Here is a 25,396-nt window from a genome sequence, read left to right on the forward strand (position 1 = left end):
GACACGATCAAGCCTCGGCGCGCGCAATCAACCAGCGGCGCAGCAGCATCTCGCCGAAGAACAACGCACCGCTGACAGCGTAGGAGATGAGGCTGGTCCAGAGAGCCCAAAGCGCCACGTCACCATCCCAAGCAAGGATCGCGGCGACGCCAGCGTTCATTGCCAACCATACCGTCCATACGAGCGTGACGCGCCGGCAATAGAGCGTTGCCGCGTCACCCAGATGCGCATCGCGCAGACGGGCAAATCGCTCGACCAAGCTTGGCGGATGGCGCAGGGAATTTCCGAAGAGGATGGCGACAAGAAGGCTCACCATAGCGGGATAGGCTTTGGCGGCAGCGGCGGCGTCGAAAAGCGCCAGGGCCGCGAGCAAGAATGCCGCGACCAGGAGCGGCAACCTCAGCAGCCGCATCACACCCTCCCGGACAAAGAAAGAGCGTGCCAGAAGTAGGAAGATGGCGACAAGCGCAAACACGGTAAAGGAGACACGTTCGTGCATCCAGTAGACCGCCAGCGGATAAACGATTGCCGCCAGCGCAAAGACCAGCGTCGTTACTTTGCCGGAAAAGACCGAAACCGCGCTATTCCGCAAGGACGGCATGCACGCGTTCAATCACGTCGCCGACCGTTCGCACAGACTTGAACTCTTCGACCTTCAGCTTGCGACCGGTCAATTCCTGCAGCTTGACGACAAGGTCGACGGCGTCAATCGAATCCAGATCGAGATCCTCGTATAGGCGCGCCGCATGGTTGATCTTCTCCGCCGGTATCTCGAACATGTCTTCGAGATAGCCGCGCAGTTTGCCTTCGACTTCGTCACGCGACAGCATTGGACCCATTCCCCTGCCCTTGCGCATGGACGAAGGCAGCAAGACTGCGGACATTGGCAAAATGCGCCTTGATCTCGTCGGTGATGGTTTCGATCTTAAGCCCATAGCGACGGCGCAAAGCCACGCCGAGTTCCAGGGCGTCGATCGAATCCAGGCCGAGGCCGGTTCCGAACAGAGCCTCTTCGCTGTCGATGTCGGATGGCTGTACGTCCTCGAGCTTCAAAGCGTCGATGATCAGAGCCTTAATTTCGCCTTCGAGGTCGTCCATACCCACTTATCCAAGTTCCAACTGTTCCGTGAAATAGAGCTGCAGCCGGCGAACGAGTTGGCGCGCCGCCAGCGACCGGTATTGATAGCCAAGGGATTCCGCGGCGTCCAGACGTTCGCCGACAATGATCCTGAAATGGGAGCGGCGCGGTGGGATCTTCCACCAGGGGTCCCCCTTGCTGAGCATGATCGGGCGGCAATCGATTGTCACCAGCTGGATTTGAGCCTCGGACAGCAGGGCGATGTTGGCGAATCCCCGCCGAAACTGCAGCGCCTCACCCGGGCGCGAGCGCGTGCCTTCGGGGAATATGATGAGATCCTTGCCCTCCGCCATCGCCACCTTGCAGGCTTCCAGCAGGGCTTCCGGCGCCAAATCGTTGCGGATGTAACCGGCCCAGCGCACGACACCACCGAGATAGCGGTTGCGCCACAACTCAGCCTTGACGATGCATTGCGCGTGCGGAATGAGCGACATCAGGATGACGACGTCGAGAAGTGTGGGATGATTGGCAATGACGAGACGCCCGCCGCCATTGCGCAGCGCCTCGGCCCCCAGGACGTCGAGCTTGATGATCCCGAGAAGCTGGAGCATGCCGACATAAAAACGGAAGGTGTGATGGATGACCGCCTGGGTCGCCCTGACGCGGCGCCGGGACGGACGCACGATAAGGGCGATGAGCGGAAAAACCGTTACCGCAAGAAACAGGCCGCCACCGAAGAAGAAGGCAAAGGAAAGCCCCGTCCCCACCAGCCGCCACGCATAATTGACCAGCTTAAGCACGGTGCCACCGCCACATCTTCATGCCGCCAGCCGCGGATTGCGTTTTCGTCCCATCGAGCAAAAAGCGGAGAAAGCTCAGCGCCAGGCATTCGGGCGACACGTCCCCGGTCGGTGCGTCGCAGGAGACGGTGAGTGCACCGTCAGGGCTGGCTTCGTCCGCCGCAGCCAAAGTCAGGGCCAATGCGATCGGCAAGTCGCGCTCCGCCTCGATCCGAAACGGCGCGTAGGCATCGGGCAGCGGGGCATCGAAATAGATGAGGAGAACCGGCCGGTCGGGCTGCTCGGCAAGACACGAGGCCGCCTCGATCAAGCCATAGCCGAAACTGTCGAGGGCCCCCGCCACGGCGGTATGGCCTTGGCGATTGCCGGTGTGGATGGAAAGGAGCCCCGCCAGCCCATGATGCACCGACATGCTGAACTCGGCCGGCGACGGCACTTCACCAGCCGCGAGCGAAGAGAGAATGAGAATTGTGCGGTCAAACTCGCCATGTCGCGACGCGAGCACGTAGCGGGCATCAGCGACAGATTGGCATGCGAGTGCTGCACCCAGCGCTTTCTGGCCGATGCCGGTCACACGGCGCCGCAGCATCATGGGCAGGCTGGGGAGCGGCGCGTCCGAGGCATCATGCGCGGCATCAGGCCTCGCCCAGGAGAGCCAGGCGCGCTTCGTCTCACGATCCGGCGCCCAGGCATGCCAATCTCGAACGGAGAAGCGCAAAGCCGGTCCAGGCGGTAGAAATGAGGAATCGCGATCGATCATGGCATCTCGACAGCCGTGACGACGGCCTTTACTCAATTGCACCCAGTCTCACCTTTGGTTGTTATAGTGCCGCCCGGTACCAGACAAGAGCGTTAAAGTGGCCTTCGACGTTTATTTTGGCACTAGTTGCGGCGTGAATCGACCGTCGCGGGATGAGGTGGCGCAGCGGATGGCACTGGCCGCTTTGGCGCGGCTGACCGGCGATGCGGGAGCCTTCAGCCTTGCCAAGGCAGCGTCCGGCAAACCCATCGTTCTCCAGGGTGGTGCGCCGGCCCCCTATTACGTCTCCTGGTCGCACAGCGGAGCATACCTCGCCGTTGCCGCCACGACGGCAGGCCCGATCGGCATCGACATCGAAATCGGTCGTCCCGATCGGGATATCGAAGGCATCGCGGAATGGGCCTTTGGCCCCAGGGAAGTGCACCGGGTCCGGCAGGAAGGCCCCGCGGGCTTCTATCGCATCTGGACCCTGCGCGAGGCGATGGCCAAGGCCAACGGCACGGGTTTGATCGAGGTTGCCGACCGCCACGACCGCGTCGCCGAGGGGCCGACCGATGGTTTCTGGTGCGCCGATGGCTGGCATCTCCTCCACCAGGCGATGGCGCCGAACCAGCACCTAGCGCTGGCCGTCCGGGCCCCTCTTGCCACGGGCGCCGTCTGGACCCGGTTCACGGCCGGCCCAGATGGAGATCCAGTATGGAGTTCATCTGCGCCATTGCCGCGGTAAGGGTCAGCCCATCCTGATTAAGGCCGAAGCGCAGCCACAGGCCGTCGATCATCGCCGTAATGCCGATGACGGCCGCCTCGCGCCGCTCGGGCGGCAGCAATTGCCTCAAGGCCGACATGAGGTTGCTGCGCATGCGGGCGTGAATGGCCCGTTGAATCCGGGCGAAATTCGCATTTCGCGGCACCTCGGCACAGAGCGACAGCCAGGCGTTGCAGATTTCCGGCTTGAAGAATTTCGGCGAGAAATTGCCTGCAACGATGGCCTCGACCCGCTCACGCGGGGACTTTGCCTCTGCCATCAGGCGCACCACTTCATCGCGCAACAGCGAGTTGGCATGGCGCATGACGGTTTCGAGGAGCGCATCCTTGCCCTTGAAGTAATGCAGCACGATGCCCTTCGACATGCCGGCCCGCTCGGCCACCTTGGCCAAGGTGGTACCGGCAATGCCCTCCTCCTGCAAAATCTCATAAGCAGCTGCCGCCAGTTCCTGTCGGCGCAGCTGTTCGATGCTCAATCGTGCCACAAGCGAATCTCCAACAATCAGACGGGCATTTTCGCCCTGCTTGCGTGGGCTGTCCATCTGGTCTATAAATTGACCCATGGGTCAATTTATAGACCTATTGGTCAAATGTTCTGTGACATGCCATTCGGGGAGGCTTTCATGCGCGCGTCGATGTTGCTGAGTACCGCCTGTGTCCTGCTGATGTCCGGCCTCGCTCCCGCCCATGCGGCGGAGCCAGCGGCCTGCGCCAATGTCCGCCTCGCCGAACCGGGCTGGAACGACCTCACCTTCACCACCGGGGTTTCTACCGTCATCCTCACTGGCCTCGGCTACAAGGCGGAGAGCAATCTGCTGGGCCTCGACATCATCTATCAGAGCCTCAAGAACAAGGATCTCGACGTCTTCATGGGCTATTGGGACCCCGCGATGGTGAGCTACTACCAGACCTACAAGGACGACGGGTCGGTCGAGACCGTGCACCAGAATCTTGAGGGCGCCAAATACACCTTCGCCGTGCCCCAATATGTTTATGACGCGGGCGTCCATGACATTGCCGACCTCGCCCAGCATGCCGACAAGTTCGGCGAGAAGATGTACGGCATCGAGCCCGGCTCCAATCAGCTGATGTTCGATATCGCCAAGGATCCGAAATTCAAGCTCGACGGCTGGGAAGTCGTGGAATCGAGCGAACAGGGCATGCTCTCGCAGGTCGACAAGGCTGTGCGCCGCAAGGAATGGATCGTGTTCCAGGGGTGGGCACCGCATCCGATGAACAACGACTTCCCCATCGCCTACCTCACCGGCGGCGATGCCTATTATGGCCCTGACCTGGGTGCCGCGACCGTACATACGCAGGTGCGCAAGGGCTATCTGCAGGAATGCCCCAACGTCGCCAAGCTTCTTGGCAACATCACCTTCGACGTGCCGCTGGAAAATGAGGGCATGGGCTATCTCATCCATGACGGCATGAGCGCCACGGAAGCCGCCACGAAAGCCCTCAAGGCACATCCCGATTATCTCGACAAATGGCTCGCCGGCGTGACGACTGTTGACGGGGCCGAGGGCCTCCCGGCTGTCAAAAAGGCGCTCGGTCTCTGACCGCAAGCTGCGACAGGCCATGCCGATTGCCGATCTGGGCGACCTGTCGCTCTGGTACCAGCGTTACGAAAGCGATGCGAGCGATGCAGTCCCGGCCCTTCTCATCCAAGGGCTGGGCATGCAGGCCACGGACTGGCCGCAAACGCTGATCGACAGGCTGCTCGCCAAGCGGCCGGTCATTGTCTTCGACAATCGCGACGCCGGATTGTCGCAATGCATGGGCGCCTCAAGCATCGCCACGCTCGCTGAAGCGGATTTTCCGGACGAGCGCCCCCTGCCGGGCCATGTAGCCTATACGCTCGGTGACATGGCCGAAGATGCCCGCCGCCTGCTCGATCATCTTGGTGTCGGTCGCGCGCACTTGATCGGCTTCTCGATGGGCGGAATGATCGCGCAGCTAATGGCGGCGATACATCCTGCCCACGCCTGCAGCGTCACCGGCCTGATGACGAGTGCCGGCCAAGCCTGGATCCGCAGCAGCCCCGACGCCGACCAAATGATGCGGCGCTCGATCGTCGCCGAAACAGACCGCACGCAGTTGGTGGAACAGTATCTCGTGGCGGAAGAAATCTATGCCGGACCGAGCACCCTCCCTTCTCTGACGGAACGCCGAGAGAGCATCGGCCAAGCGTTGGCTCGGGGGTATCATCCGGCGGGCATCTGGCGACAGGCCCGTGCCATGCGCGCCGGTGGCGCACGGCAGGAACTGCTGGCTGGCCTGTCGGTTCCGATCCTGATGCTGCACGGCTCAGCGGATCCTGTGATCAATGTCAGCCAGGCCGCCGAGATCCGGAATCTGCTGCCACAAGCCTGGTTTGAAATCCTGCCCGGAACCGGCCACGTTCTGACCGAGGCGAATGGCAGCGGGATCGCCGCCCGGATCGCCGCCTTCTGGGACAGTCTCTCCTGACCCGGGCGATCCCGCCTTCGGCCTAGCTCCCGAGCAGCAAAGCCGCTATGACATCAGCGGGTCCGACAAGGTTCGCAAGAGATGAGCAACGATATCCTCCCCCTACTCGAACGTATTGCCGCCAGCCTTGAGCGACTGGCGCCGACTGCAGCCAAGCCGATCGATCTCGCCGCCGCGGATGCCTTTGTCTGGCAATCCGAAACCAGTTGGCTGGAGCCGGTACCGAGCGTCTCGCGCGTCCATATCAACCTGCTGCAGGGGATCGACCGCAACAAGGATATTCTCCTCGACAATACCCGCCGCTTTGCCAACGGCCTGCCGGCCAACAATGCCCTTCTCTGGGGCGCGCGCGGTACGGGGAAGAGCTCACTGGTGAAGGCCGTTCAGGCCGCCATCAATCTCGACAGCATTACCAAGCTGAAGCTGATCGAAATCCATCGCGAGGATCTCGTCACGTTGCCGCGCCTTCTCTCGCTGCTGCGCGACCGGCCGGAACGCAGCATCATTTTCTGTGACGATTTGTCCTTTGACAATGACGATGCCAGCTACAAATCGCTGAAAGCCGTGCTCGAAGGCGGTCTCGAAGGACGGCCGGCCAATGTGCTGTTCTATGCAACGTCGAACCGGCGTCACCTGATGCCGCGCGACATGATCGACAATGAACGCTCGACCGCCATCAATCCGTCGGAAGCGGTCGAGGAAAAGGTCTCGCTGTCGGACCGTTTCGGCCTGTGGCTCGGCTTCCACAATTGCGACCAGGATACGTTCTTCGCCATCATCGACGGCTATTGCGCCAGCTTCGGCCTGGATCTGCCGCGCGAGGAAGTCCATGCCCAGGCGGTAGAATGGTCGATGACGCGCGGCGCTCGTTCGGGCCGCGTCGCTTGGCAGTTCATCCAGGACCTGGCCGGCCGCCTCGGCAAGAAGATCGTGCTCTAGGCGCCGCCGTCGAGGTACTTCATCGGGTCGACAGGTTCCTCGCCCTTGCGAATCTCGAAATGGAGCTGGGGCTTCGAGACGTTGCCGGTGGCACCCACTCGGGCGATGGTCGCACCGCGCTTCACCTTGTCGCCCTTCTGCACCAGCAGCGACTGGTTGTGCGCATAAGCGGTGATCAAGCCGTTGGCATGGCGGATCAGCACGAGATTGCCGAAACCGCGCAACTGGTTGCCGGCATAGGCCACGGTGCCGTCGGCCGCGGCAATGACCGGCGCCCCCGCCGGTGCGGCGATGTTGATCCCGTCATTGCGCAATCCGTCCGATGTCGTGCCGAACTTCGAGATGATCTTACCCTGTACCGGCCAGACGAAACCCGACGCGCTCGGCGCCGAAGCAATGGCAGCTTGTTGCACAGGTTCAACCGGCTTGGCCGTAGCCGGGGCAGGTGCTGGAGCCGGCACCGGTTTTGCTGAATTCTGTTGCTCGTAAGCGCCCTCGACGGCCTCTTCTGCCGCCGTCAAATCCGGCTCAGCCGAACCTGCCTTGCTCGGGCTCGCTGGAACGGCCTTCGGCACAGATGCCGACGGCACCGTTACCGGGGGAGGTAGCGGCTGCACCTTGGCGGTCGTCGGCGTGGCTGGTGCCGGCGGCACCGAGCCCGTCGCTGTCGATTTGGTTCCGCTGGGCGGCGGCAAGGCGGTCGACGAAACGGCCCCGGCCGTCGCCTTGGATGGCACCACATCGACTTTCGGTGCCGGTGGTGTGGTCGGCGTCGAACTTGGCAGCGGAACCGCTGCAGCCTGCGTCGCTTCAACTGCGCTCGGCAGAACCAAAGACTGGCCAGGACGCAAGGTATAGGGGGCCTTCAGATTGTTGAGTTCCACCAACGCGCTTTGTTGCACACGGAAGCGCTTGGCAAGGCCGCTCAGCGTGTCGCCACCCTTGACGACATAGGTTTGTCGTTCCGCGATGCGCAGTTGTTGACCCGGCCGGATATTGTAGGGTGGCTGCAGAGCATTGTTGTCGATAAGCGCGCGGATCGGCGTATTGGTCCGATTGGAAATGATGGCGAGCGTATCGCCCGGCGCCACGATATAGGCGCCGTTTACCACCTGCCCCATATTGGGATTGTTCGGCGCCGAACTATAGGTGGAGTTGAGGCTGGGGGCGACCATGTTGCCGCAAGCGGACAGCAACAGGGCGGCAACCAGCAGGATGGTTGAATACCGCATCGTCAATTCTCCATTCGCCGCGGCACCGGCCGCCCCTCGCCCTCAGGCAAGGCACCGCCCACCAGCGGTACGAAGCGCACTTCAGTGATGATCTTCGACGTCAGGCTGCCATCCTCAGCCTTGGTGAGCTTGACCAACACCTGATCACCGCGTTCCGGCCCCACCGGAATGACGAGGATACCGCCCACGGCCAATTGGTCTACCAGTGCCTCGGGCACCTCGGCGGCAGCGGCCGTGACGATGATCCGGTCAAACGGCGCCTGCTCTTTCCACCCGCGCGAACCATCGCTGCAACGACTGGTGATGTTGTGCAGGCGCAAATGATGAAAACGCTGCTCGGCCTCGGCAAGCAGGGATTTGTACCGCTCGATCGTGTAGAGGCGCCGACACAGGCGCGACAGCACGGCGGCCTGATAGCCGGAGCCGGTGCCGATCTCCAGCACCTTGTGCGATTTCTTGACGTCGAGCGCCTCGGTCATCATGGCGACGATCTGTGGCTGACTGATCGTCTGGCCGTGGCTGATGGGGAGCGCCTGATCCTCGTAGGCCTGATCATGAAAACTGTCGAGAACGAACAGTTCACGCGGGATCCGCTCGATCGCGTTCAGGACGTTCGTGTCGGTCAAGCCCGCACGCCGCAGATTCATGATCATGCGGATCTTGCGTGCGTGCAGGCTCATTTGCGAAGGCTCATCGCGGCAGGCCGGCCGTCTTCCGCGGCTTAGCAACGCGCGGCGCCTTGGGTGCCGGGAACAGACCTTCCATGCGCTTCAGCATCGCATTGTGCGTCAGGTCGAAATGGAGCGGCGTCACCGACACGGCACGCGACAGAACGATGCCAAGATCGGTCTCCGGATGTTCCGGTTCGTCGGTCGGGAAGTCGCCGATCCAGATGACCTCGCGCTCAAACGGATCGCGCGCATGCACGACTTCGACATGATTGACACGACGCCCCTGCCTGCCGACTTCGATCCCCATCACATCCTTCGGCGGGACAGGCGGGAAATTGACGCTCATCAGCATGTCTTTGGGCCAGGGCAGCGAGACGAGCTTCTTGATGACTTGCGGCGCAAATTCGGCAGCGGTTTCCCAATGCAGCTTGTCCTTGACGCGAACCTGGCTGAAGGCAATCGCCGGAATGCCCAACATCGCCCCTTCCATCGCCGCCGCGACCGTCCCCGAATAAAGCACATCCTCGCCGAGATTGGCTCCGCGATTGACGCCCGACAGAATGAGGTCGGGACGGCGGCCGTTGATGATGTGATTGACGGCGATCAGCGTACAGTCGCTGGGCGTACCGGAAACCGCAAACTTGCGTGGGCCGATCCTGTTCACCTGCAGCGGCCGGCGCAGCGTCAGCGAATGCGATGCGCCGCTGTGCTCGCTTTCCGGCGCCACGACCCAAACATCAGCCGATAGGCTCTTGGCGATCTTCTCGAGGATCTTTAGGCCCGGCGCGTGGATACCATCATCGTTGGTGACGAGGATGCGGGCTTTCTTCAAGTCGAATGGCGGCTTAAGCATGGGCGCGAATGACCTCGAGACCGTTCATGTAAGGACGCAGTACCTCTGGCACCACGATCGATCCGTCTTCCTGCTGGTAGTTCTCCAGCACGGCGATGAGCGCGCGGCCGACTGCAACACCCGAACCGTTGAGCGTGTGCACGAAGCGCGTCCCCTTCTCGCCAGGCTTGCGGCAGCGCGCCTTCATGCGACGCGCCTGGAACTCGCCGCAATTCGAGCAGCTGGAGATTTCGCGGTACATGCCCTGGCCCGGCAGCCAGACCTCGATATCGAAGGTCTTCTGCGACGAGAAGCCCATGTCGCCGGTCGACAGCGTCATCACACGGTATGGGAGGCCCAGCTTCGACAGCACATTCTCGGCGCATTTCGTCATGCGCTGATGTTCGGCATCCGATTGATCCGGATGCGCGATCGACACCATCTCGACCTTCCAGAATTGATGCTGGCGGATCATGCCGCGCGTATCGCGCCCGGCCGCACCCGCTTCCGAGCGGAAGCACGCAGTGAGCGCGGTATAGCGGAACGGCAGCTTGGTCTCGTCCACGATCTCGTCGGCCACGAGATTGGTGAGCGGCACTTCCGAGGTCGGAATGAGGTAGTGCCCCTGCTCCGTCTTGAACAGGTCCTCGGCGAATTTCGGCAGATTGCCGGTGCCATAGAGCGAGGTGTCCTTCACCAGGAACGGTGGGTTGACTTCCGTATAGCCGTGCTCGGTCGCATGCAGGTCCAGCATGAACTGGCCAAGCGCCCGCTCGAGGCGCGCGAGAGCCCCCTTCAGCACGACGAAGCGCGCGCCGGAGATCTTGGCCGCAGCGGCAAAGTCCATCAGGCCCAGCGCTTCGCCGAGTTCGAAATGCTGCTTCGGAGAGAACGCGAAATTGCGGCGCTGCCCGACTTCGCGCTCGATCCGGTTAGCGGTCTCGTCGACGCCGTCTGGCACCTCCGCCACGGGCAGGTTCGGCTGCTGGGCCAACAAAGCCTCAAGCTCGGCCGCGACCTTCTGCTCGTCCGCCTCGGCAACGGCCATCCGTTCCTTGAGATCGGCTACCTCGGTCATGAGGGCGTCGGCGTCTCCGCCCTTCGACTTGATCTGCCCGACCTGCTTGGAGAGATCGTTCCGCTTGGCCTGCATTTCCTGCCAGGCGGTTTGCAAAGAACGCCGCTTGGTGTCGAGATCGATCACCGCCGCCGCCAAGGCTGGCAGGCCACGCCGCGCCCGGCCCGCGTCGAACGCTGCCGGATTGTCACGAATCCATTTTGGGTCAAACATTTAGCCGTCGAGCTCCAGATCCTCGATTCGGCTCAACTTATAAGACGGAAGAGGCGGTCGGTCAAAGCCGCTTAGGCCGGCTTGACGTCGGTCCCCGGCTCGCCAGTATCCGCCTTCGACTCGTCTTCAGCCCGCTTCTTTTCGACCAACCGGGCCATGACGATCGAGATCTCATAGAGGGCCAACATCGGCACGGCCAAGGACATCATGCTGATGGCATCCGGTGGCGTCACGATCGCCGCGACGACCGTGATTCCGACGATTGCGTAGCGCCGTTTCTCGCGCAGTCCCTTTGATCCGACGATACCCACCTTGGCCAGAAGGGTCAGCAGAACCGGCAGCTCAAAGCAGAAACCGAACGCGAAGATCAGCTTCATGATCAGATTTATGTACTCGCCGATTTTCGGCAGCAGCTCGATTGCCAACTTCCCGTCGCCGCCAGCGGATTCGAAGCCGAGGAAGAACTTCCAGGCCATCGGCATCAGGACGTAATAGACGAATGCCATGCCCACGGCGAACATGATCGGCGTCGCGATCAAGAAAGGCAGGAAGGCATTCTTTTCATGCTTGTAGAGACCAGGGGCGATGAAAGCCCAGATTTGCGCGGCGATAATGGGAAAGGATACGCAAAGTGCCCCGAAGGCCGAGACTTTCAGCTGCGTAAAGAACGGTTCCGTCAGATCGGTGAAGATCATCGGCCGTCCGGCCGGCAGCAATTGGGCAAGCGGCCGCTGGAGGAATTCGAGAATATGCTGCGCGAAATAGAAGCAGACGATAAAGGCCAGAAAGAACCCGATCGCCGCATAGAGCAGGCGCGACCGCAACTCCACGAGATGCTCCAGCAAGGGCATCTTCTTATCGTCTTCGGCGCCACTCATGCTGACAGGCTCTTATCGGTGGTGTTCTGGGCGGGTATCGGCTCGCCGCCAGCGGTATCAGCGGCAACCTGCGCCGGCGTCGTTTCCGGCGTCACGGCCAGTGACGGCATGGTCGCCGTCATTTCCGAAATGCTGGGCTGAGCGGGTTCCGCGTCCGGTTGGGGTTCCGACAACGCCGCCTTGGCATCCGCCACCGGCTCGTTGATCGCTTTCTTCAGGTCGCCTGAGGGATCAATCGCCTTCTCGATCTTGTCGCTGATCGAGTGCGAACTGATCTTCTGCAGTTCCTTCTTGGCGTCTTCCAGCTCGGCCTCACGCACGATCTCGTTGACGCCACTCTGGAACTCGGCGCCAAGTTTCCTGGCGGCCCGCATCCAGTGCGAGAAGGTCTTGAGCGCGTGCGGCAGCTCCTTTGGCCCAAGAACGACCAAGGTGACAACGCCGATGATCAACATCTCGCTCCAGCCGATGTCGAACATCCAGCCTTACCCTTTTATTCCCTGATCGTTGCCCGGCCGCCCTTTGGGCGGACCTGCTTAGCTGCGGTCGACGATGGTCTCGCGCGACTTTTCCTCGGACTTGGCGACGTTGACGTTCGCTTCGTCCTTGTTGTCCTTGATGTTCTTCTTGAAGTCCTTAATGCCGGACCCAAGGTCGCCCATGATCTTCGACAGTTTGCCGCCGCCGCCAAAAAGAACCAGCACAACGACCAAAACGATCAGAAGATGCCAAATGCTGAAGCTACCCATCTGGGCCTCTCCTCAAATCTAATCCCTCCGGCGGTGGGCGCCGGACCCGGGCGGACTATGGCAAATCCGCCGCCTCGCTACAATAGCCAGTCACTATCATTTAGTCGGGGGTAAGTAACTGACAAGTCCGGAATTTTCGTAGACAGGTCTTAACCCGTCCCGGCTCAGCCGATCAGGCCGGAAAGATCAGCGCATCAGCCGGATCGAGTTGCAGCAGAATCTTGCTGCCCCGCTCTGGCAGATGCCGCCCCGACTGACGCAGCCGCAGTACTGTTCCGCCCCCCAAACCTTCTTCAAGGCGGACCACCAATAGTTTGCTGCCGCCGAGAAACCGGACTTCCTCCAGGATGGCAGGACTTACGGCACCACCATTGTCTCCGGCCCGGGCGATGCGCAGGCTTTCCGGCCGAATGAGAATCTGGACCTTTGTCCCCGTTTCCAGACTGGGCGCAGGTAAGACGCCGAGGGGGGTCGCCACCTGACCGCCATCCACAATCCCCGCCAGTTCGTTGGTTTCGCTGAAAAAGCGCGTCACGAACGGGCTGACCGGTCGGTGATAGAGCGCGTCGGGCGAGCCGCTTTGCACGACGCGGCCGGCCTGCATCAGATAGATCCGGTCTGCCATGAACATGGCCTCCTCCGGATCGTGCGTCACCATCAGCGTCGCGGTGCGACTGCGCTTCAGGACATGCAGCGTGTCATCGCGGATCTGCTCGCGCAGCCGCGCATCGAGACCTGAAAACGGCTCATCGAGCAGCAGGATCTGCGGCTGAGGTGCCAGGGCGCGCGCCAAGGCGATGCGCTGCTGTTGCCCCCCGGACAAGGCGTGCGGAAAGGCATCGGCATAATCGGACATGTCGACCTGGTCGAGGACTTCGGCAATGCGCTGCGCACGCGCGCCGGGTTCAAGCTCCGTCAGGCCGAAGCCAACATTGCGCGCCACCGAGAGATGCGGAAACAGTGCAAAGTCCTGAAAGACCAACCCTACCCCGCGGCGTTCGGGCGGGACGGAGCGACCGCTTTCGCCTTCGGCCACAATTCTGTTCTGCATGAGGACGCGACCGTCCTGCAGCGTTTCAAGCCCGGCGGCCAAGCGCAGAATCGTCGACTTGCCACACCCGGATGGCCCGAGCAGGCACGTCACCTCTCCCTCGTCGACATGGAGCGAAACGCGATCGACAGCGAGCAGGTTGCCGTAACGATGGCTGACATTGTCGAGCGCCAAGGCGCGTGTGGTGGTGGCGTGCATGGGTTCTTCTATTTCGGTGCCTGTCCGGGTCGCGACTGCGCGCTGGCGCGCGCCATCAGATAGACCGGAATGATCCCAACCGCCACAATGGCAAGTGCCGGGCCGGCTGCCTCGGCAAGACGTTCGTCGCTGGCCAGGTTGTAGGTCATGGTCGCCAGCGTATCGAAATTGAACGGCCGCAGTACCAAAGTTGCCGGCAATTCCTTCAGCACATCAACGAAAACAACAATCGCCGCCGTGAACAGGGAGCTGCGCATGATGGGCAGGTGGACCTCCGTCAACGTCCCAAGTGGCGAGCGGCCGAGGGACCTTGCCGCAAAGTCCATCGATTTGGTGACCTTGCCAAGGCTGGCTTCGACGACATTGAGGCTGACGGTCAGAAAGCGGACGAGATAGGCGAATGTTACCGCCACCAGGGTGCCGCTGAGGATCAAGCCAAAGGTCACGCCGAAAGCCGACTTGGTCCAGTTGTTGATGGCGTGGTCGATGCCGGCAAACGGCAGCAGGATGCCGATCGCCAGAACCGGACCGGGAATGGCGTAGCCAAGGCTCGCCACCCGCACCGCCCAATGCGTGATCCGTGTCGGACGCAACCGCAGCGCATAGGCCAGGATCGAGGCCAGACAGACTGCGAGGACCGCTGCAAAGCCGGCCATGAAGAAACTGTTGCGGATCAGCGTCAGGAACTTGCCCGTAGCCCAGGCATCGGTGTTCGCGATCGCCCAGATGAGGAGAACCGAAGCCGGAATGATGAAGCCGAACGTCACCGGGATCGCGCAGCCGAGAATCGCCCCCAGCGCGTGCGCGCCGCGCAGCTTGTAGCGCGGCAATGGCCGGTAGCGCGTCGTCGAATGTGCAAAGCTGCGCCGACCGCGCGAGGTGCGCTCAATGGCCAGCAATGCGAAGACAAACAGCAGCAGCAATGCCGCCAACTGGGATCCGGCCGTCGCATCGCCCATGCCGCGCCAGACGCGATAGATGCCGGTCGCCAGCGTATCGACGCCGAAATATTGGACGGTGCCGAAATCGTTGAGCGCTTCCATCAGGGAGAGCGCGACACCGGCCACCAGGGCCGGCCGCGCCAACGGCAGGGCCACGCGGAAGAAGCCGCGCCACGGGGAACAGCCCAGCGTCCGGCTGACCTCCAGGACACAGGCGGATTGTTCGAGGAATGCCGCCCGCGCCAGCAGATAGACGTAAGGGTAAAGAACCAGAACCAGCATGACGATGGCGCCGGGCAATGACCTGATATCCGGAATCCAGCGCAGGCCGCCTTCAAGCCCCATCAGATCGCGCAGCGACGTCTGGGCCGGACCGGCATAGTCGAGCAGGCCGGTGTAGGTGTAGGCAATGACATAGGCCGGCATCGCCATCGGCAGCAACAATGCCCAATCGAAGATACGGCGCCCGGGGAAGCGGCACAAGGTCACCATCCAGGCCGCGGGAACCCCCATCAGCAGGACACCGATACCGACACCGGTGACAAGCAGCAGCGAGTTGCCGACATAGCTCGGCAGCACCGTTTCAGCGAGGTGAGACCAAATCTCACCCTTCGGCGCGAAGACGCTCGTCAGGACCGTGAGGATCGGAAAGGCGACAGCTGCGGCGATCGCCCAGCTCAGCACATTCCAGATGTTCAGCCGCCTCAACCAGCTGGATAACGCCCGGAACGGCGAACCACGCCCCGGCGCGTCAGCGATGGAGTCAATGCTGGCCAAAGAGTCACTCTCGCAACTGGGCGGCCGCCGTTACGCGCGATCGGACCGCCCCATAAGGATGGGATCAACGATATTGCGACTTATTCTGAATATCAAGCCAAGGCGTTAACGGCGACCTGCGACAAATGCCCACAAGATCACTGAGGACAAGCATCGCCCTCGCAAGGCGTGGCGGCTGGGGCTGGGTTGGGCTCAGGCGCCGGTACCGGAGCCGGCTCGGAAACGGGCGACGGGTCCATTACCACCGGCGCCGGCCCGGGAACTGGTTCGGCGACCGGTTCTGGTAGCGGCAATGGTTCGGCTGGCGCTTCGACCTCAGCCCCCACCGGCTCCACTGACGGTTCTTGGGGCACGCCCGCGTCAGCCGGCCCATTCGGCTCCTCGACCGGCAAGGGTGTTGCCGCAGGCTCCACGGCCGGAGACACCGATGGCGTTGGAAGTGCCGGCTGGCTCTGCTGGTTGGCCAGATTGACGGCCGCCTGCCGGCCAAAATAGAGCTGGGTCAGGTCTACATTCGGCCCGCCATTGTCGCTGCAAACCTGTGCCGTCCGATTGCAGGCAACACCGGCCTGGGGCGAGAACATGTCCGCGCTGGACCAGCCGGCGACACGGCGCGTGTCATTCTTGCTGAAATATTTGCGCGTCAGCGAGGCGTTAAGACCGTTACCGTCGGAACAGGACTGGCTGCGCCGGTCGCAGACAACCCCCTGCTGGGGCGCGAAAATGAAGGCCTGTTCGCCGTATTTCTTCAACCCGTACTTGGCCGATTTGCTGCCGAGATATTCGCGCGTTGCATAATAATCAACGCCATAGCGGTCATAGCAGACGTGCCGCGTGCGATCACAGGTAAGGCCATTCTTAGGCGAAAAGCGATTGTCGTTATTGTAGCCATTGCCGTACGGCGACGACCAACCGCCATACCCATAGGGCGACTGATAGCCGGCCGAGGTACCTGGGACATAGCCCGTGCCGAAGCTGGGGCCGCCCTGAAAGCTGCTACAAGCGGTCAAGGCAGCCAAGACCACCAGAACCGAGGGCAATCTGAAATGCATTTCGACCTCGCCACGCCACATCGTAGGCGTCCAACATGCGATATCTCACAGCCGGACATCCGCTGCCAGTGCCCGGCGCGGGTGAATTGATCACTTCATCGCGAGCCGCATTTGACGTGACAGGCGACAGACGCACAGTTTGTCGCATGCGATCACCGGCCCTTGTTGGCCAGCGGTTGAAAAATATATAAGTAACATTCCTCTTTATAGGTATTCCAATGCCCGTCAGCACATCTTCCGCCGACCACCCGGCAGTCCCGACCGAGGACCAGATAGAGGACCTCGTCACGACATTCTACGCCCGCATTAGGAAGGATCCGGACCTCGGTCCGATTTTTGCCCGCGCGATCGGGGAGGATTGGACGCCGCATTTGAAGACGATGTGCAATTTCTGGTCGTCCGTCATGCTGACCAGCGGCAAGTATAAGGGCCGGCCAATTCCGGCCCATATCAAGCTTGGCGAAATTGAGCCGCAGCATTTTGCGCATTGGCTTGAGCTGTTCTCTGCGACGAGCCGCGAACTGTTTGCCCCACCGCTTGCCGAAGCGTTCATCGATCGCGCGCAACGGATTGCCGAAAGCTTCAAGCTGGCCTTCGCCTTCCACGCCAAGGACCCGACGATCTGGGTTCCGAACATGCCGCCCTTGGTCCAGCCATAGTTGCGCATCCCGCGTGGGTCGCCATAGCCTGCGGCGGTCGGTTTGTTGCAAGTTGCCCCATATTTTGGTGACGTAAGCGCTGTCAGACCCTGGGCGGATTGAACTGCCCGCGGAAACTGGCTATGAACCAGCCCCGACCTGAAATCTCACCGCGGTGCACAACCGCGACCCGCCATTCGGGAGCTAAGCGTATGAAAACAACACAAAAAGTCCGCAAGATTCTATCCAACTACGAGTCGGACAATCCTGGCACCAAGGCCAATCTGGCCCGTATCCTGATGAACGGCCGTCTTGGCGGTTCCGGCAAGCTGGTCATCCTGCCGGTCGACCAGGGTTTCGAGCACGGTCCGGCGCGCAGCTTTGCGCCCAATCCGTCGGCTTATGACCCGCACTACCATTTCGACCTCGCGATCGAGGCTGGCCTTTCGGCTTATGCGGCCCCGCTCGGCTTCATTGAAGCTGGTGCCGACACCTTCGCTGGCCAGATCCCGACAATCCTCAAGGTCAATTCCTCGAACAGCCTTGCGACACTCAAGGACCAGGCCATCACCGGCACGGTCAATGACGCCCTGCGCCTCGGCTGCTCGGCGATCGGCTTCACCATCTATCCAGGCTCGGACTATGCCTTCGAAATGATGGAAGAGATCCGCGAGATGGCCGAGGAAGCCAAGGCAGCAGGCCTCGCCGTCGTCGTCTGGTCCTATCCGCGCGGTGATGGCATCAGTAAGGATGGCGAAACGGCCATGGATATCTGCGCCTACGCGGCGCATATGGCAGCTCTGCTCGGCGCCCATATCATCAAGGTGAAGCCGCCGACCGCGTTCCTGGAGCAGGCCGAAGCGAAGAAGGTCTACGAGAAGGAGAAGATCGACATCTCCACCCTCGCCGCCCGTATTGCCCATGTCGTGCAGGCCTGCTTCAACGGCAAGCGCATCGTCGTCTTCTCGGGCGGCGCGGCCAAGGACCTCAACGGTATCTATGACGAAGTCCGCGGCATCCGCGACGGCGGCGGCAACGGCTCGATCATCGGTCGCAACACCTTCCAGCGTCCGCGTGAGGACGCACTGAAGATGCTCGACACAATCGTCAAGATCTATCAGGGCAAGGAATAAGCCGATCTCTGCCGATACGCCTACCTGTCGGCTCTATCTCACGACGCCGCCCGAGCTCGTCTCGGGCGGCGTTGCCGTGAGTGCCTTTGCAGAACGCCTTGCAATGGCAACGGAAGCCGCCGACATCGCCTGCCTGCGTATCGCCGGCAACGACTGGGAGCGCATCACGACGATTGCGAAGTCGCTTCTGCCGGCGGCGCAGGAAAGAGGTGTTGCGGTACTCCTCGACGATGCCGATCTCGCTGTGAAGTTGCAGGCAGACGGGGTTCATCTGGGCGATGCTTCGACCTATGCCAAGGCGCGCCGCGCCATCGGCACCAGTGGCATTGTCGGCGTTGCCTGCCCTCTTGAGCGACACACGGCAATGGAGGTCGGCGAAGCTGGGGCCGATTACGTCGCCTTTGCACCCGGCAACGCCCCGGACGGCATCGACTTGGTCGCCTGGTGGACCGAAATGATGACGGTCCCGAGCGTTATCACTGGCGACTTTGATGCCGGCAGCGCAGCTGCCTTTATTGCCGCCGGAGCCGATTTTCTGGCCCCTTCCCCGGCGATCTGGTCAGTTTCCGATCCGGTGGCTGCGATCGCAGCCCTTATTCCTCAATGATGCAGGATCTGGCTTAGGAACAGCTTGGTGCGTTCCGACTGCGGGTTGTTGAAGAAAGTTTCCGGCTCGTTCTGCTCGATGATCTCACCCTTGTCCATGAAGATGACACGGTTCGCGACCGTCCGGGCGAAGCCCATTTCATGGGTGACACAGATCATCGTCATGCCGGAACGCGCCAACTCGATCATAACGTCGAGCACTTCCTTGATCATTTCCGGATCGAGCGCCGAGGTCGGCTCATCGAACAGCATCACCTTGGGATTCATGCAGAGTGACCGGGCGATTGCCACGCGCTGCTGCTGACCACCGGACAATTGCCCCGGAAACTTGCCCGCCTGCTCCGGAATTTTGACGCGCTTGAGGTAGTGCATGGCCACCTCCTCCGCTTCCTTCTTCGGCACTTTCTTTACCCAGATCGGCGCCAGGGTCAGATTTTCCAGTACGGTCAGATGCGGGAACAGGTTGAAATGCTGGAACACCATGCCGACCTCGCGGCGAACCTTTTCGATGTTCTTAAGGTCGTGCGTGAGCTCGATACCGTCGACGACGATCTTCCCACGTTGATGCTCTTCCAGCCGGTTGATGCAACGGATGAGAGTCGACTTGCCCGAACCGGAAGGCCCGCAAATGACGATCCGCTCACCTTTCATGACGGTCAGGTCGATGTCCTTGAGGACATGGAATTGCCCATACCATTTGTTGACGCCGGCAAGGCTGATCATCACCTCGTCAGTGATGGCCATTTCATGGGCTGCGGTCTGTGCCTGAGTACTCATGCAAATACCCTCTATCCTTTAACGCCGGTGACCGGTGTGGAGTTTGCGCTCGATCCGCATCGAATAGCGCGACATGGAGAAGCAGAAGATCCAATAGACGACCGCACAGAAGGCATAACCTTCGATTTCCGTGCCGATCCAATTGGTATCGCGCGAGCCCGCTCGCACGATGCCGAGAAAGTCGTATAGACCCACGATCGCCACCAGCGTCGTATCCTGCGTGAGGCTGATGAAATTGTTGACGATGCCCGGAATGGCGATACGCAGCGCCTGTGGCATGATGATGAGCCGCATCATCGACCAATAGCCGAGGCCCATTGCCGCAGCCCCTTCATATTGCCCCTTTGGGAGGGCTTGAAGGCCACCACGGATCACCTCGGCCATATAGGCGGAAGCAAACAGCGTCACGCCAACCAGGATGCGCAGCAGAATATCGGGCTCGAACTTCGGCGGCAGAAACAATGGCAGCATGATGTTCGACATGAACAGGATGGTCACCAGCGGCACGCCGCGCGCAAACTCGATGAAAATGACACTGAGGAGATGAACGACGGGAAGCCGCGACCGCCGCCCCAGGGCCAACAGGATGCCGATTGGCAATGAGAACAGTATCCCGATGCCGGCAATGATCAGCGTGAGCATCAGGCCGCCCCACTTCGAGGTCGGGACTGATTCGAGCCCCAAGCCGCCATGCAGCAGGAAAAAGGCCAGGAACGGGAAAATCGCGAAGAAGAACCAAGCGAATGGCTTCTTGTTCGTCACGCGCTCCGCCAGCAACCCCCAGACGGATACGATCAGCATGATGAAGGTGAGAATGACGCGCCAGCGTTCGGCTTCCGGATAGAAGCCGAAGATGAACTGGCCGAACCGTGCCCGGACGAAAATCCAGCAGGCACCGCCGGTCGTGCAATCTGCAAACTGCGGAGACTTCTCGCCCGTGATCACCGACGGGAGGAATGTCCAATCGGCGTCGAGGAACGCCCAATTGACAATGGGTGGAATGACGTAAATCAGCAACCCTATGGCCGCTACCGTCAGGACCGTGTCAAACCAGCTTGAGAAAAGATTGTGCCGCAGCCAGCCGATGGCGCCTGATTCCGTCACAGGGGGTGGGAGGCTGGGGCGATTGCCGGGGACGACAGGTGTATCCGTCATATCGGTCATGGCGCCCTCACCGTTCGATCAGCGCAGCGCGCTTGTTATAGATGTTCATGACCGACGAGATGATCAGGCTGACCGCCAGATAGAAGCCCATCAGAATGATGATGCATTCGATGGCCCGGCCGGTCTGGTTCTGCGATGTGCCGATAACCGCAAAGAGATCGGCATAGCCGATGAAACCGGCCAGCGTCGAATTTTTCACCACGTTGAGATATTGGCTGATGAGCGGCGGGATGATGACGCGCAGGGCTTGCGGCAGAATGACGAGACGCAACGTCCAGCTTTGCTTCAGTCCGAGCGCCAGCGATGCTTCCGTCTGACCGTGGCTGACGGCCTGGATACCGGCGCGCACGATCTCGGCGATGTAGGCCGATGTACTGATCGACAGACCGATGATCAACGCCGTCATTTCCGGCTGAACGGTAAGGCCGCCCTTGAAGTTGAACCCGCCCTTCTGTGGAATTTCCCAGACCACCGGATCGACGATCACATAGGTCAGCAACGGCAGCAGAACGATCAAAGCCACATTGACCGAGATAACCGGAAACTGCTGGCCTGTCGCAATCTGTCGCCGGCTTGCCCAGCGCGCGATGACGCCGGCAAGACCGATCGCAAGGAGCAGCGACAGGATAAAGATGATGATGCTGCCTTCGAAGATCGGCTTGGGCAGGAATAGGCCCTTTTTGTTGAGGAAGATGACGTCGGCAAAGGTCACGCTTTCCTTCACCAGCGGCAACATCGCGATCATGGCGCCGAACCAGAATACCAGCTGCAGCAGCAATGGAATATTGCGGATGATTTCGATATAGGTCGCCGCAATGCGCGAGACGAGCCAGTTCTTCGAAAGACGCGCCACCCCGACCAGCAGACCAAGGACCGTCGCAAAGAACCCTGCGATGGTTGCTGCGAGCAAAGTGTTGATCATACCGGCCAGGATCATGTGGCCGATCTGGGAATCCAGCGTCACGTCGATGATCGAGAAACTGAGCTGGAAGCCGGCGATATTGGTGAGGAAGTCGAAGCTGATGGCTGGGCCGGATGCTTTCGACTGCTTTTCGAGAAAATTGTAGATCAGGAAGGCAAAGGTCGCGACGAGCAGCAGCACAACGGCGATTTGCGCGATAATCCCACGCACGCGTTCGTCGCGCCAGAATGCCGGCTTGCCTTGAGAAAGAGTATTCGCAGCGGCACCTGCGGTGGCCGCTGTTTTTGCTGACGCCATGTCAACGCCTCCCCAACGGGTTGCGTGTGGATAAGACATCTACGCCCGGCTTTTGGGCCGGGCGTAGGTATCAGCGATCAAGTGGTTTAGCGGACCGGCGCAGCGTACTGCAGGCCGCCCTTGTTCCACAGGGCATTGAGACCACGCTCAAGCCCAATCGGGGTCTTCGGACCAACGTTGCGGTCGAAGATCTCGCCATAATTGCCGACGGCCTTGATGATGTTGTAGGCCCAGTCGTTCGAGAGGCCGAGGCCCTCGCCCATCTTGTCGGTGACGCCGAGGAGACGCTGCACTTCCGCGTCCGCCGCCGGATTGTCCGGCGCGTTCGCACCCTTCACCTCGTCGACATTCGCCTGGGTGATGCCCTTTTCTTCGGCCACGAGGGTCGCGAAATGGGTCCAGCGAACGATGTCGCCCCAGTTGTTGTCGCCGTGACGAACGACCGGGCCCAGCGGCTCCTTCGAGATGATTTCCGGCAGGATGATGTTGTTGGCCGGATCCTTCAAAGCCGTGCGTTCACCAGCAAGGCCTGAGGCATCGGTCGTGTAGGCGTCGCAACGGCCTTCGTCATAGGCGGCGCGGGCCTGGTCGTTTTCCTTGAACTTCACGGGCTGGAAGCCAAGGCCATTGGCTTTGTCGAAATCGCCCATGTTCTTTTCGGTCGTGGTGCCTTCCTGCACGCAGACGGTCGCACCCTTGAGTTCAAGAGCGCTCTTCACGCCGAGATCCTTGTGCACCATGAAGCCCTGACCGTCATAGTAGTTGACGGCGACGAAATCGAGCGCCAGCGTGCTGTCGCGCGACAGGGTCCAGGTGGAGTTGCGGGCGAGCATGTCGACTTCGCCCGATTGCAGTGCGGTGAAACGCTGCTCGGCCGAGAGTGGCTTGTATTCGACCTTGCTCGCATCGCCGAAGACGGCCGCGGCAACGCCCTTGCAAAGATCGATGTCGAGGCCGGCCCATTCGCCCTTGTCGTTCGGCGCGCCGAAGCCGGCGAGGCCCGTGGTCACGCCGCACAGCAGCTTGCCGCGCGCTTTGACGTCATCGAGCGTACCGGCTTGCGCCGCCGTGGCCATCCCAGCCAACAGAGCGACAGTAGCGACGGCATATTTCATGTGCTTCATTTTTGCAGTCCTTCCCTGGAGTATTTCTTCCTTTGTCACCGGCCGCGCCATTGCCCCAATTTTCGGGTGCAGTTCCCAGAAGCGAAACCGGCTTAAATTTTCTGTAACACATGGAAAATTCCCTCACAAGCTTCCTGGCCCGTGAGAAAACCTAAGGCTGTCCGGCTAGGAACCTCGTGCGCGGAATGCTAATAAATTGAGTAAGCTCGAATTTTGGGACTGAATCATGAAACGACGCGACCGAACCCTAATTACACACGCAGGCAACAACCCGAAAGCCAACAAGGGTATCGTTAACCCGCCGGTCTATCACGCCTCGACCATCCTTTTCGACAGCGTCGAGGATATGCACGCGCGCGGCCGCGACAAGTTCAACAACGTTTATTACGGCCGCTATGGGACACCGACGACCTTCGCACTCGAGGAGGCCGTGGCTGCCCTTGAAGAGGCGGACAAAGCGGTTGCCGTACCGTCCGGCATGGGCGCCATCGCCGGGGCCCTGCTCAGCTTCCTCAGCGCCGGAGATCATGTGTTGGTGGTCGACACCGCCTATGAACCGACGCGCTTCTTCTGCGACAGCCAACTCAAGAGATTCGGCGTAGAGACGACCTATTACGATCCGCTCATCGGCGCCAAGATTGCCGATCTCATCCAGCCCAACACAAAGATCGTCTATCTCGAAAGTCCTGGGTCGCACACGTTCGAGATTCAGGACGTCCCGGCGATCGCAGCGGCCGCGCATGCCAAGGGCTGCGTCGTGATCTTGGACAATACCTGGGCAAGTCCACTCTACTTCAAACCCTATCGTCACGGCGTTGATATCGTCGTCCACGCGGCGACGAAATACTTGGTGGGGCATTCCGATGTGATGATGGGCATCATCACCATGCGCGAAGAATTCTATAAGCAGGTGAAGACCCAAGTGCACGGCATGGGCTTCGCCGTCGGCGGCGACGATTGTTATCTGGCGCTACGTGGCCTGCGCACACTTTCCGCCCGATTGGCACAGCATCAAGAAAGTGCCCTGACCCTCGCCAAATGGCTGAAGGACCGGCCGGAGGTCGAACGGGTGTTGCACCCCGCCCTCCCCGACAATCCCGGCCACAAGCTGTGGAAGCGCGATTTCCTTGGTTCCAGCGGCCTTTTCGGCGTGGTGCTGAAGCCGGCATCAACCGAACGGGTCAATGCCATGATCGACGGTATGGAGCTCTTCGGCCTCGGCTTTTCATGGGGCGGCTATGAAAGTCTGATGGTGCCGTCGAATCTGAAGACGGCGCGCACGGCAACGAAATGGGAAGCCGGACCGACAGTTCGCATCCATGCCGGGCTCGAGGATCCACAGGATATGATCGAAGATCTGGCACGCGGCCTTGACCGCCTGCGGGGTAATTGAAGGCGCGGCAATAAATCGCGACAATGAAAAAAGGGCCGGTCAAAAGACCGGCCCTTCTTCTTTGCTGTCGCTCGCGCGTAGATTAACGCGAGTAATATTCGACCACGAGGTGCGGTTCCATGCTGACCGGGTACGGCACGTCGCCGAGGGCCGGGACGCGCACGAACTTCGCGGTGAGCTTCTTCTGATCGACTTCGAGATAGTCCGGCGTATCGCGCTCCTGCGACTGCACGGCGCCGACGACCAGGGTCAGCTGCTTGGCGCGCTCGCGAACTTCAACCACGTCGCCTTCGGAAAGCTTGTAGGAGCCGATGTTGACGCGCTTGCCGTTCACCAGGACATGGCCGTGGTTGACGAACTGGCGGGCGGCGAAAACGGTCGGCACGAACTTGGCGCGATAGACGACCGTCTCGAGGCGGCGCTCCAGGAGGCCGATCAAGTTCTCGGAAGTGTCGCCACGACGGCGCACGGCTTCCTGATAGAGCTTGCGGAACTGGCGCTCGCCGATCGAGCCGTAATAGCCCTTCAGACGCTGCTTCGCCATCAACTGGATGCCGTAATCGGTCGGCTTCTTGCGGCGCTGGCCGTGCTGGCCCGGGCCGTATTCGCGATCATTGACCGGGCTCTTCGGGCGACCCCAGAGGTTCACGCCCAAGCGGCGGTCGATTTTGTGCTTGGCTTCAATACGCTTCGACATAACTTACCTTCTCGTTTTTTCACGACGTTGTTCATGTCCCGGCTGTCCGACCCGGTTCTAAAACCGGCGGCTGGGCATGCCTTTAGGCAGTCCGGCGCGGGAGCGGGCGGAATATAACGGCTAAATCCTGGCGGTCAAGCGTGGATTGAGATGGCAGAT

General features: G+C 61.0%; 29 protein-coding genes. 8 read left to right on the forward strand and 21 right to left on the reverse strand.

The window, feature by feature from the left end; translation table 11 throughout:
- Window positions 1-7: 7 nt before the first annotated feature.
- Genes ACE3PP_RS11245 through ACE3PP_RS11265 form a run of 5 tightly spaced genes read right to left on the reverse strand, consistent with a single transcriptional unit; the run spans window position 8 to window position 2,638 of the window.
- Window positions 8-601 carry a hypothetical protein gene (locus ACE3PP_RS11245; protein WP_374382044.1) on the reverse strand — a complete coding sequence of 198 codons (594 nt, stop codon included), beginning with the start codon at window positions 599-601 and terminating at the stop codon, window positions 8-10.
- Window positions 582-830, reverse strand: coding sequence for an acyl carrier protein (locus ACE3PP_RS11250; RefSeq protein ID WP_374382047.1), 249 nt, complete (start codon window positions 828-830; stop codon window positions 582-584). The genes ACE3PP_RS11245 and ACE3PP_RS11250 overlap by 20 nt, the downstream gene beginning before the upstream one ends.
- Window positions 817-1,098, reverse strand: coding sequence for a phosphopantetheine-binding protein (locus tag ACE3PP_RS11255; RefSeq protein ID WP_374382050.1), 282 nt, complete (start codon window positions 1,096-1,098; stop codon window positions 817-819). The genes ACE3PP_RS11250 and ACE3PP_RS11255 overlap by 14 nt, the downstream gene beginning before the upstream one ends.
- A 6-nt stretch (window positions 1,099-1,104) precedes the next feature.
- Window positions 1,105-1,878: a lysophospholipid acyltransferase family protein gene (locus ACE3PP_RS11260; RefSeq protein WP_374382053.1), complete on the reverse strand. Its 774-nt coding sequence runs from the start codon at window positions 1,876-1,878 to the stop codon at window positions 1,105-1,107.
- Window positions 1,871-2,638, reverse strand: coding sequence for a beta-ketoacyl synthase chain length factor (locus ACE3PP_RS11265; protein ID WP_374382056.1), 768 nt, complete (start codon window positions 2,636-2,638; stop codon window positions 1,871-1,873). Before ACE3PP_RS11265 ends, ACE3PP_RS11260 begins: the two co-directional genes overlap by 8 nt.
- Before the next feature lie 169 nt (window positions 2,639-2,807).
- On the opposite strand from ACE3PP_RS11265, the gene ACE3PP_RS11270 reads away from it, so the two are divergent.
- Window positions 2,808-3,365, forward strand: coding sequence for a 4'-phosphopantetheinyl transferase superfamily protein (locus tag ACE3PP_RS11270; RefSeq protein ID WP_374382059.1), 558 nt, complete (start codon window positions 2,808-2,810; stop codon window positions 3,363-3,365).
- Here ACE3PP_RS11270 and betI read toward each other — a convergent pair.
- Window positions 3,307-3,888 (reverse strand): transcriptional regulator BetI, encoded by a 582-nt coding sequence (betI, locus tag ACE3PP_RS11275; protein WP_374382062.1) that lies wholly within the window; start codon window positions 3,886-3,888, stop codon window positions 3,307-3,309. The two genes, ACE3PP_RS11270 and betI, sit on opposite strands and share 59 nt — an antisense overlap.
- Window positions 3,889-4,026: 138 nt before the next feature.
- Between betI and choX the strand changes: the two genes are divergently transcribed.
- From choX to ACE3PP_RS11290, 3 genes are all read left to right on the forward strand, one after another.
- Window positions 4,027-4,965: a choline ABC transporter substrate-binding protein gene (gene choX / locus ACE3PP_RS11280; RefSeq protein WP_374382065.1), complete on the forward strand. Its 939-nt coding sequence runs from the start codon at window positions 4,027-4,029 to the stop codon at window positions 4,963-4,965.
- 19 nt (window positions 4,966-4,984) lie between these two features.
- Window positions 4,985-5,875, forward strand: a complete 891-nt coding sequence (locus ACE3PP_RS11285) for an alpha/beta fold hydrolase (RefSeq protein WP_374382068.1) — start codon at window positions 4,985-4,987, stop codon at window positions 5,873-5,875.
- Between the two features lie 81 nt (window positions 5,876-5,956).
- Window positions 5,957-6,814 (forward strand): ATP-binding protein, encoded by an 858-nt coding sequence (locus ACE3PP_RS11290; protein WP_374382071.1) that lies wholly within the window; start codon window positions 5,957-5,959, stop codon window positions 6,812-6,814.
- Here the strand turns inward: ACE3PP_RS11290 and ACE3PP_RS11295 are convergent.
- From ACE3PP_RS11295 to ACE3PP_RS11340, 10 genes are all read right to left on the reverse strand, one after another.
- Complete coding sequence (locus ACE3PP_RS11295; protein WP_374382074.1) at window positions 6,811-8,046, reverse strand: peptidoglycan DD-metalloendopeptidase family protein; 1,236 nt, start codon at window positions 8,044-8,046, stop codon at window positions 6,811-6,813. The two genes, ACE3PP_RS11290 and ACE3PP_RS11295, sit on opposite strands and share 4 nt — an antisense overlap.
- Before the next feature lie 2 nt (window positions 8,047-8,048).
- Window positions 8,049-8,726, reverse strand: a complete 678-nt coding sequence (locus ACE3PP_RS11300) for a protein-L-isoaspartate(D-aspartate) O-methyltransferase (RefSeq protein WP_374382077.1) — start codon at window positions 8,724-8,726, stop codon at window positions 8,049-8,051.
- A gap of 10 nt (window positions 8,727-8,736) precedes the next feature.
- Window positions 8,737-9,570, reverse strand: coding sequence for a 5'/3'-nucleotidase SurE (gene surE / locus ACE3PP_RS11305; RefSeq protein ID WP_374382080.1), 834 nt, complete (start codon window positions 9,568-9,570; stop codon window positions 8,737-8,739).
- Window positions 9,563-10,840: a serine--tRNA ligase gene (serS, locus tag ACE3PP_RS11310; RefSeq protein ID WP_374382082.1), complete on the reverse strand. Its 1,278-nt coding sequence runs from the start codon at window positions 10,838-10,840 to the stop codon at window positions 9,563-9,565. Before serS ends, surE begins: the two co-directional genes overlap by 8 nt.
- A gap of 71 nt (window positions 10,841-10,911) precedes the next feature.
- Window positions 10,912-11,718, reverse strand: a complete 807-nt coding sequence (gene tatC / locus ACE3PP_RS11315; RefSeq protein ID WP_374382085.1) for a twin-arginine translocase subunit TatC — start codon at window positions 11,716-11,718, stop codon at window positions 10,912-10,914.
- Entirely contained in the window at window positions 11,715-12,197 is a 483-nt protein-coding gene (gene tatB / locus ACE3PP_RS11320; RefSeq protein ID WP_374382088.1) for a Sec-independent protein translocase protein TatB, read from the reverse strand. Before tatB ends, tatC begins: the two co-directional genes overlap by 4 nt.
- Window positions 12,198-12,254: 57 nt before the next feature.
- Entirely contained in the window at window positions 12,255-12,467 is a 213-nt protein-coding gene (tatA, locus tag ACE3PP_RS11325) for a twin-arginine translocase TatA/TatE family subunit (RefSeq protein ID WP_374382091.1), read from the reverse strand.
- A 172-nt stretch (window positions 12,468-12,639) separates the two neighbouring features.
- Window positions 12,640-13,716, reverse strand: a complete 1,077-nt coding sequence (locus ACE3PP_RS11330) for an ABC transporter ATP-binding protein (RefSeq protein WP_374382094.1) — start codon at window positions 13,714-13,716, stop codon at window positions 12,640-12,642.
- Window positions 13,717-13,724: 8 nt separating this feature from the next.
- The gene (locus ACE3PP_RS11335; RefSeq protein WP_374382097.1) at window positions 13,725-15,434 is read right to left on the reverse strand and encodes an ABC transporter permease; all 1,710 of its coding nucleotides are present in this window, start codon (window positions 15,432-15,434) and stop codon (window positions 13,725-13,727) included.
- A gap of 137 nt (window positions 15,435-15,571) precedes the next feature.
- Window positions 15,572-16,486, reverse strand: a complete 915-nt coding sequence (locus ACE3PP_RS11340; protein WP_374382100.1) for a YcgJ family protein — start codon at window positions 16,484-16,486, stop codon at window positions 15,572-15,574.
- Between the two features lie 218 nt (window positions 16,487-16,704).
- Between ACE3PP_RS11340 and ACE3PP_RS11345 the strand changes: the two genes are divergently transcribed.
- From ACE3PP_RS11345 to ACE3PP_RS11355, 3 genes are all read left to right on the forward strand, one after another.
- Entirely contained in the window at window positions 16,705-17,145 is a 441-nt protein-coding gene (locus ACE3PP_RS11345) for a group III truncated hemoglobin (RefSeq protein WP_374382102.1), read from the forward strand.
- A gap of 191 nt (window positions 17,146-17,336) precedes the next feature.
- The gene (locus tag ACE3PP_RS11350; protein WP_374382105.1) at window positions 17,337-18,257 is read left to right on the forward strand and encodes a class I fructose-bisphosphate aldolase; all 921 of its coding nucleotides are present in this window, start codon (window positions 17,337-17,339) and stop codon (window positions 18,255-18,257) included.
- A 76-nt stretch (window positions 18,258-18,333) separates the two neighbouring features.
- Complete coding sequence (locus tag ACE3PP_RS11355; protein WP_374382108.1) at window positions 18,334-18,864, forward strand: thiamine phosphate synthase; 531 nt, start codon at window positions 18,334-18,336, stop codon at window positions 18,862-18,864.
- Here the strand turns inward: ACE3PP_RS11355 and ACE3PP_RS11360 are convergent.
- The 4 genes from ACE3PP_RS11360 to ACE3PP_RS11375 form a co-directional block, all read right to left on the reverse strand.
- A complete protein-coding gene (locus ACE3PP_RS11360) occupies window positions 18,858-19,640 on the reverse strand; it encodes an amino acid ABC transporter ATP-binding protein (protein ID WP_374382111.1) in 783 nt (260 codons plus the stop codon). The genes ACE3PP_RS11355 and ACE3PP_RS11360 overlap by 7 nt on opposite strands.
- An 18-nt stretch (window positions 19,641-19,658) precedes the next feature.
- Window positions 19,659-20,804, reverse strand: a complete 1,146-nt coding sequence (locus ACE3PP_RS11365) for an amino acid ABC transporter permease (RefSeq protein ID WP_374382114.1) — start codon at window positions 20,802-20,804, stop codon at window positions 19,659-19,661.
- A gap of 7 nt (window positions 20,805-20,811) precedes the next feature.
- Window positions 20,812-22,023 (reverse strand): amino acid ABC transporter permease, encoded by a 1,212-nt coding sequence (locus ACE3PP_RS11370; RefSeq protein ID WP_374382116.1) that lies wholly within the window; start codon window positions 22,021-22,023, stop codon window positions 20,812-20,814.
- An 86-nt stretch (window positions 22,024-22,109) separates the two neighbouring features.
- Window positions 22,110-23,147, reverse strand: a complete 1,038-nt coding sequence (locus tag ACE3PP_RS11375) for an amino acid ABC transporter substrate-binding protein (protein WP_374382120.1) — start codon at window positions 23,145-23,147, stop codon at window positions 22,110-22,112.
- 226 nt (window positions 23,148-23,373) lie between these two features.
- On the opposite strand from ACE3PP_RS11375, the gene metC reads away from it, so the two are divergent.
- On the forward strand, window positions 23,374-24,540 hold the full coding sequence (metC, locus tag ACE3PP_RS11380) for a cystathionine beta-lyase (protein ID WP_374382123.1): 1,167 nt from the start codon (window positions 23,374-23,376) through the stop codon (window positions 24,538-24,540).
- A gap of 82 nt (window positions 24,541-24,622) precedes the next feature.
- Here metC and rpsD read toward each other — a convergent pair whose 3' ends face one another.
- On the reverse strand, window positions 24,623-25,237 hold the full coding sequence (rpsD, locus tag ACE3PP_RS11385) for a 30S ribosomal protein S4 (RefSeq protein WP_374382126.1): 615 nt from the start codon (window positions 25,235-25,237) through the stop codon (window positions 24,623-24,625).
- Between the last annotated feature and the right edge of the window lie 159 nt (window positions 25,238-25,396).

The sequence above is a fragment of the Dongia sp. genome (assembly GCF_041910485.1).
Lineage (GTDB): Bacteria > Pseudomonadota > Alphaproteobacteria > Dongiales > Dongiaceae > Dongia.

Excerpts from the sequence above, each read along its gene's own strand:
- ACE3PP_RS11245 (WP_374382044.1), bottom strand. The coding sequence starts at position 601 with ATGCCGTCCTTGCGGAATAGCGCGGTTTCGGTCTTTTCCGGCAAAGTA.
- ACE3PP_RS11250 (WP_374382047.1), bottom strand. The coding sequence starts at position 830 with ATGCTGTCGCGTGACGAAGTCGAAGGCAAACTGCGCGGCTATCTCGAA.
- ACE3PP_RS11255 (WP_374382050.1), bottom strand. The coding sequence starts at position 1,098 with ATGGACGACCTCGAAGGCGAAATTAAGGCTCTGATCATCGACGCTTTG.
- ACE3PP_RS11265 (WP_374382056.1), bottom strand. The coding sequence starts at position 2,638 with ATGATCGATCGCGATTCCTCATTTCTACCGCCTGGACCGGCTTTGCGC.
- ACE3PP_RS11270 (WP_374382059.1), top strand. The coding sequence starts at position 2,808 with ATGGCACTGGCCGCTTTGGCGCGGCTGACCGGCGATGCGGGAGCCTTC.
- choX (WP_374382065.1), top strand. The coding sequence starts at position 4,027 with ATGCGCGCGTCGATGTTGCTGAGTACCGCCTGTGTCCTGCTGATGTCC.
- ACE3PP_RS11285 (WP_374382068.1), top strand. The coding sequence starts at position 4,985 with ATGCCGATTGCCGATCTGGGCGACCTGTCGCTCTGGTACCAGCGTTAC.
- ACE3PP_RS11290 (WP_374382071.1), top strand. The coding sequence starts at position 5,957 with ATGAGCAACGATATCCTCCCCCTACTCGAACGTATTGCCGCCAGCCTT.
- ACE3PP_RS11295 (WP_374382074.1), bottom strand. The coding sequence starts at position 8,046 with ATGCGGTATTCAACCATCCTGCTGGTTGCCGCCCTGTTGCTGTCCGCT.
- ACE3PP_RS11300 (WP_374382077.1), bottom strand. The coding sequence starts at position 8,726 with ATGAGCCTGCACGCACGCAAGATCCGCATGATCATGAATCTGCGGCGT.
- surE (WP_374382080.1), bottom strand. The coding sequence starts at position 9,570 with ATGCTTAAGCCGCCATTCGACTTGAAGAAAGCCCGCATCCTCGTCACC.
- serS (WP_374382082.1), bottom strand. The coding sequence starts at position 10,840 with ATGTTTGACCCAAAATGGATTCGTGACAATCCGGCAGCGTTCGACGCG.
- tatC (WP_374382085.1), bottom strand. The coding sequence starts at position 11,718 with ATGAGTGGCGCCGAAGACGATAAGAAGATGCCCTTGCTGGAGCATCTC.
- tatB (WP_374382088.1), bottom strand. The coding sequence starts at position 12,197 with ATGTTCGACATCGGCTGGAGCGAGATGTTGATCATCGGCGTTGTCACC.
- tatA (WP_374382091.1), bottom strand. The coding sequence starts at position 12,467 with ATGGGTAGCTTCAGCATTTGGCATCTTCTGATCGTTTTGGTCGTTGTG.
- ACE3PP_RS11330 (WP_374382094.1), bottom strand. The coding sequence starts at position 13,716 with ATGCACGCCACCACCACACGCGCCTTGGCGCTCGACAATGTCAGCCAT.
- ACE3PP_RS11340 (WP_374382100.1), bottom strand. The coding sequence starts at position 16,486 with ATGCATTTCAGATTGCCCTCGGTTCTGGTGGTCTTGGCTGCCTTGACC.
- ACE3PP_RS11345 (WP_374382102.1), top strand. The coding sequence starts at position 16,705 with ATGCCCGTCAGCACATCTTCCGCCGACCACCCGGCAGTCCCGACCGAG.
- ACE3PP_RS11350 (WP_374382105.1), top strand. The coding sequence starts at position 17,337 with ATGAAAACAACACAAAAAGTCCGCAAGATTCTATCCAACTACGAGTCG.
- ACE3PP_RS11360 (WP_374382111.1), bottom strand. The coding sequence starts at position 19,640 with ATGAGTACTCAGGCACAGACCGCAGCCCATGAAATGGCCATCACTGAC.
- ACE3PP_RS11365 (WP_374382114.1), bottom strand. The coding sequence starts at position 20,804 with ATGACCGATATGACGGATACACCTGTCGTCCCCGGCAATCGCCCCAGC.
- ACE3PP_RS11370 (WP_374382116.1), bottom strand. The coding sequence starts at position 22,023 with ATGGCGTCAGCAAAAACAGCGGCCACCGCAGGTGCCGCTGCGAATACT.
- ACE3PP_RS11375 (WP_374382120.1), bottom strand. The coding sequence starts at position 23,147 with ATGAAGCACATGAAATATGCCGTCGCTACTGTCGCTCTGTTGGCTGGG.
- metC (WP_374382123.1), top strand. The coding sequence starts at position 23,374 with ATGAAACGACGCGACCGAACCCTAATTACACACGCAGGCAACAACCCG.
- rpsD (WP_374382126.1), bottom strand. The coding sequence starts at position 25,237 with ATGTCGAAGCGTATTGAAGCCAAGCACAAAATCGACCGCCGCTTGGGC.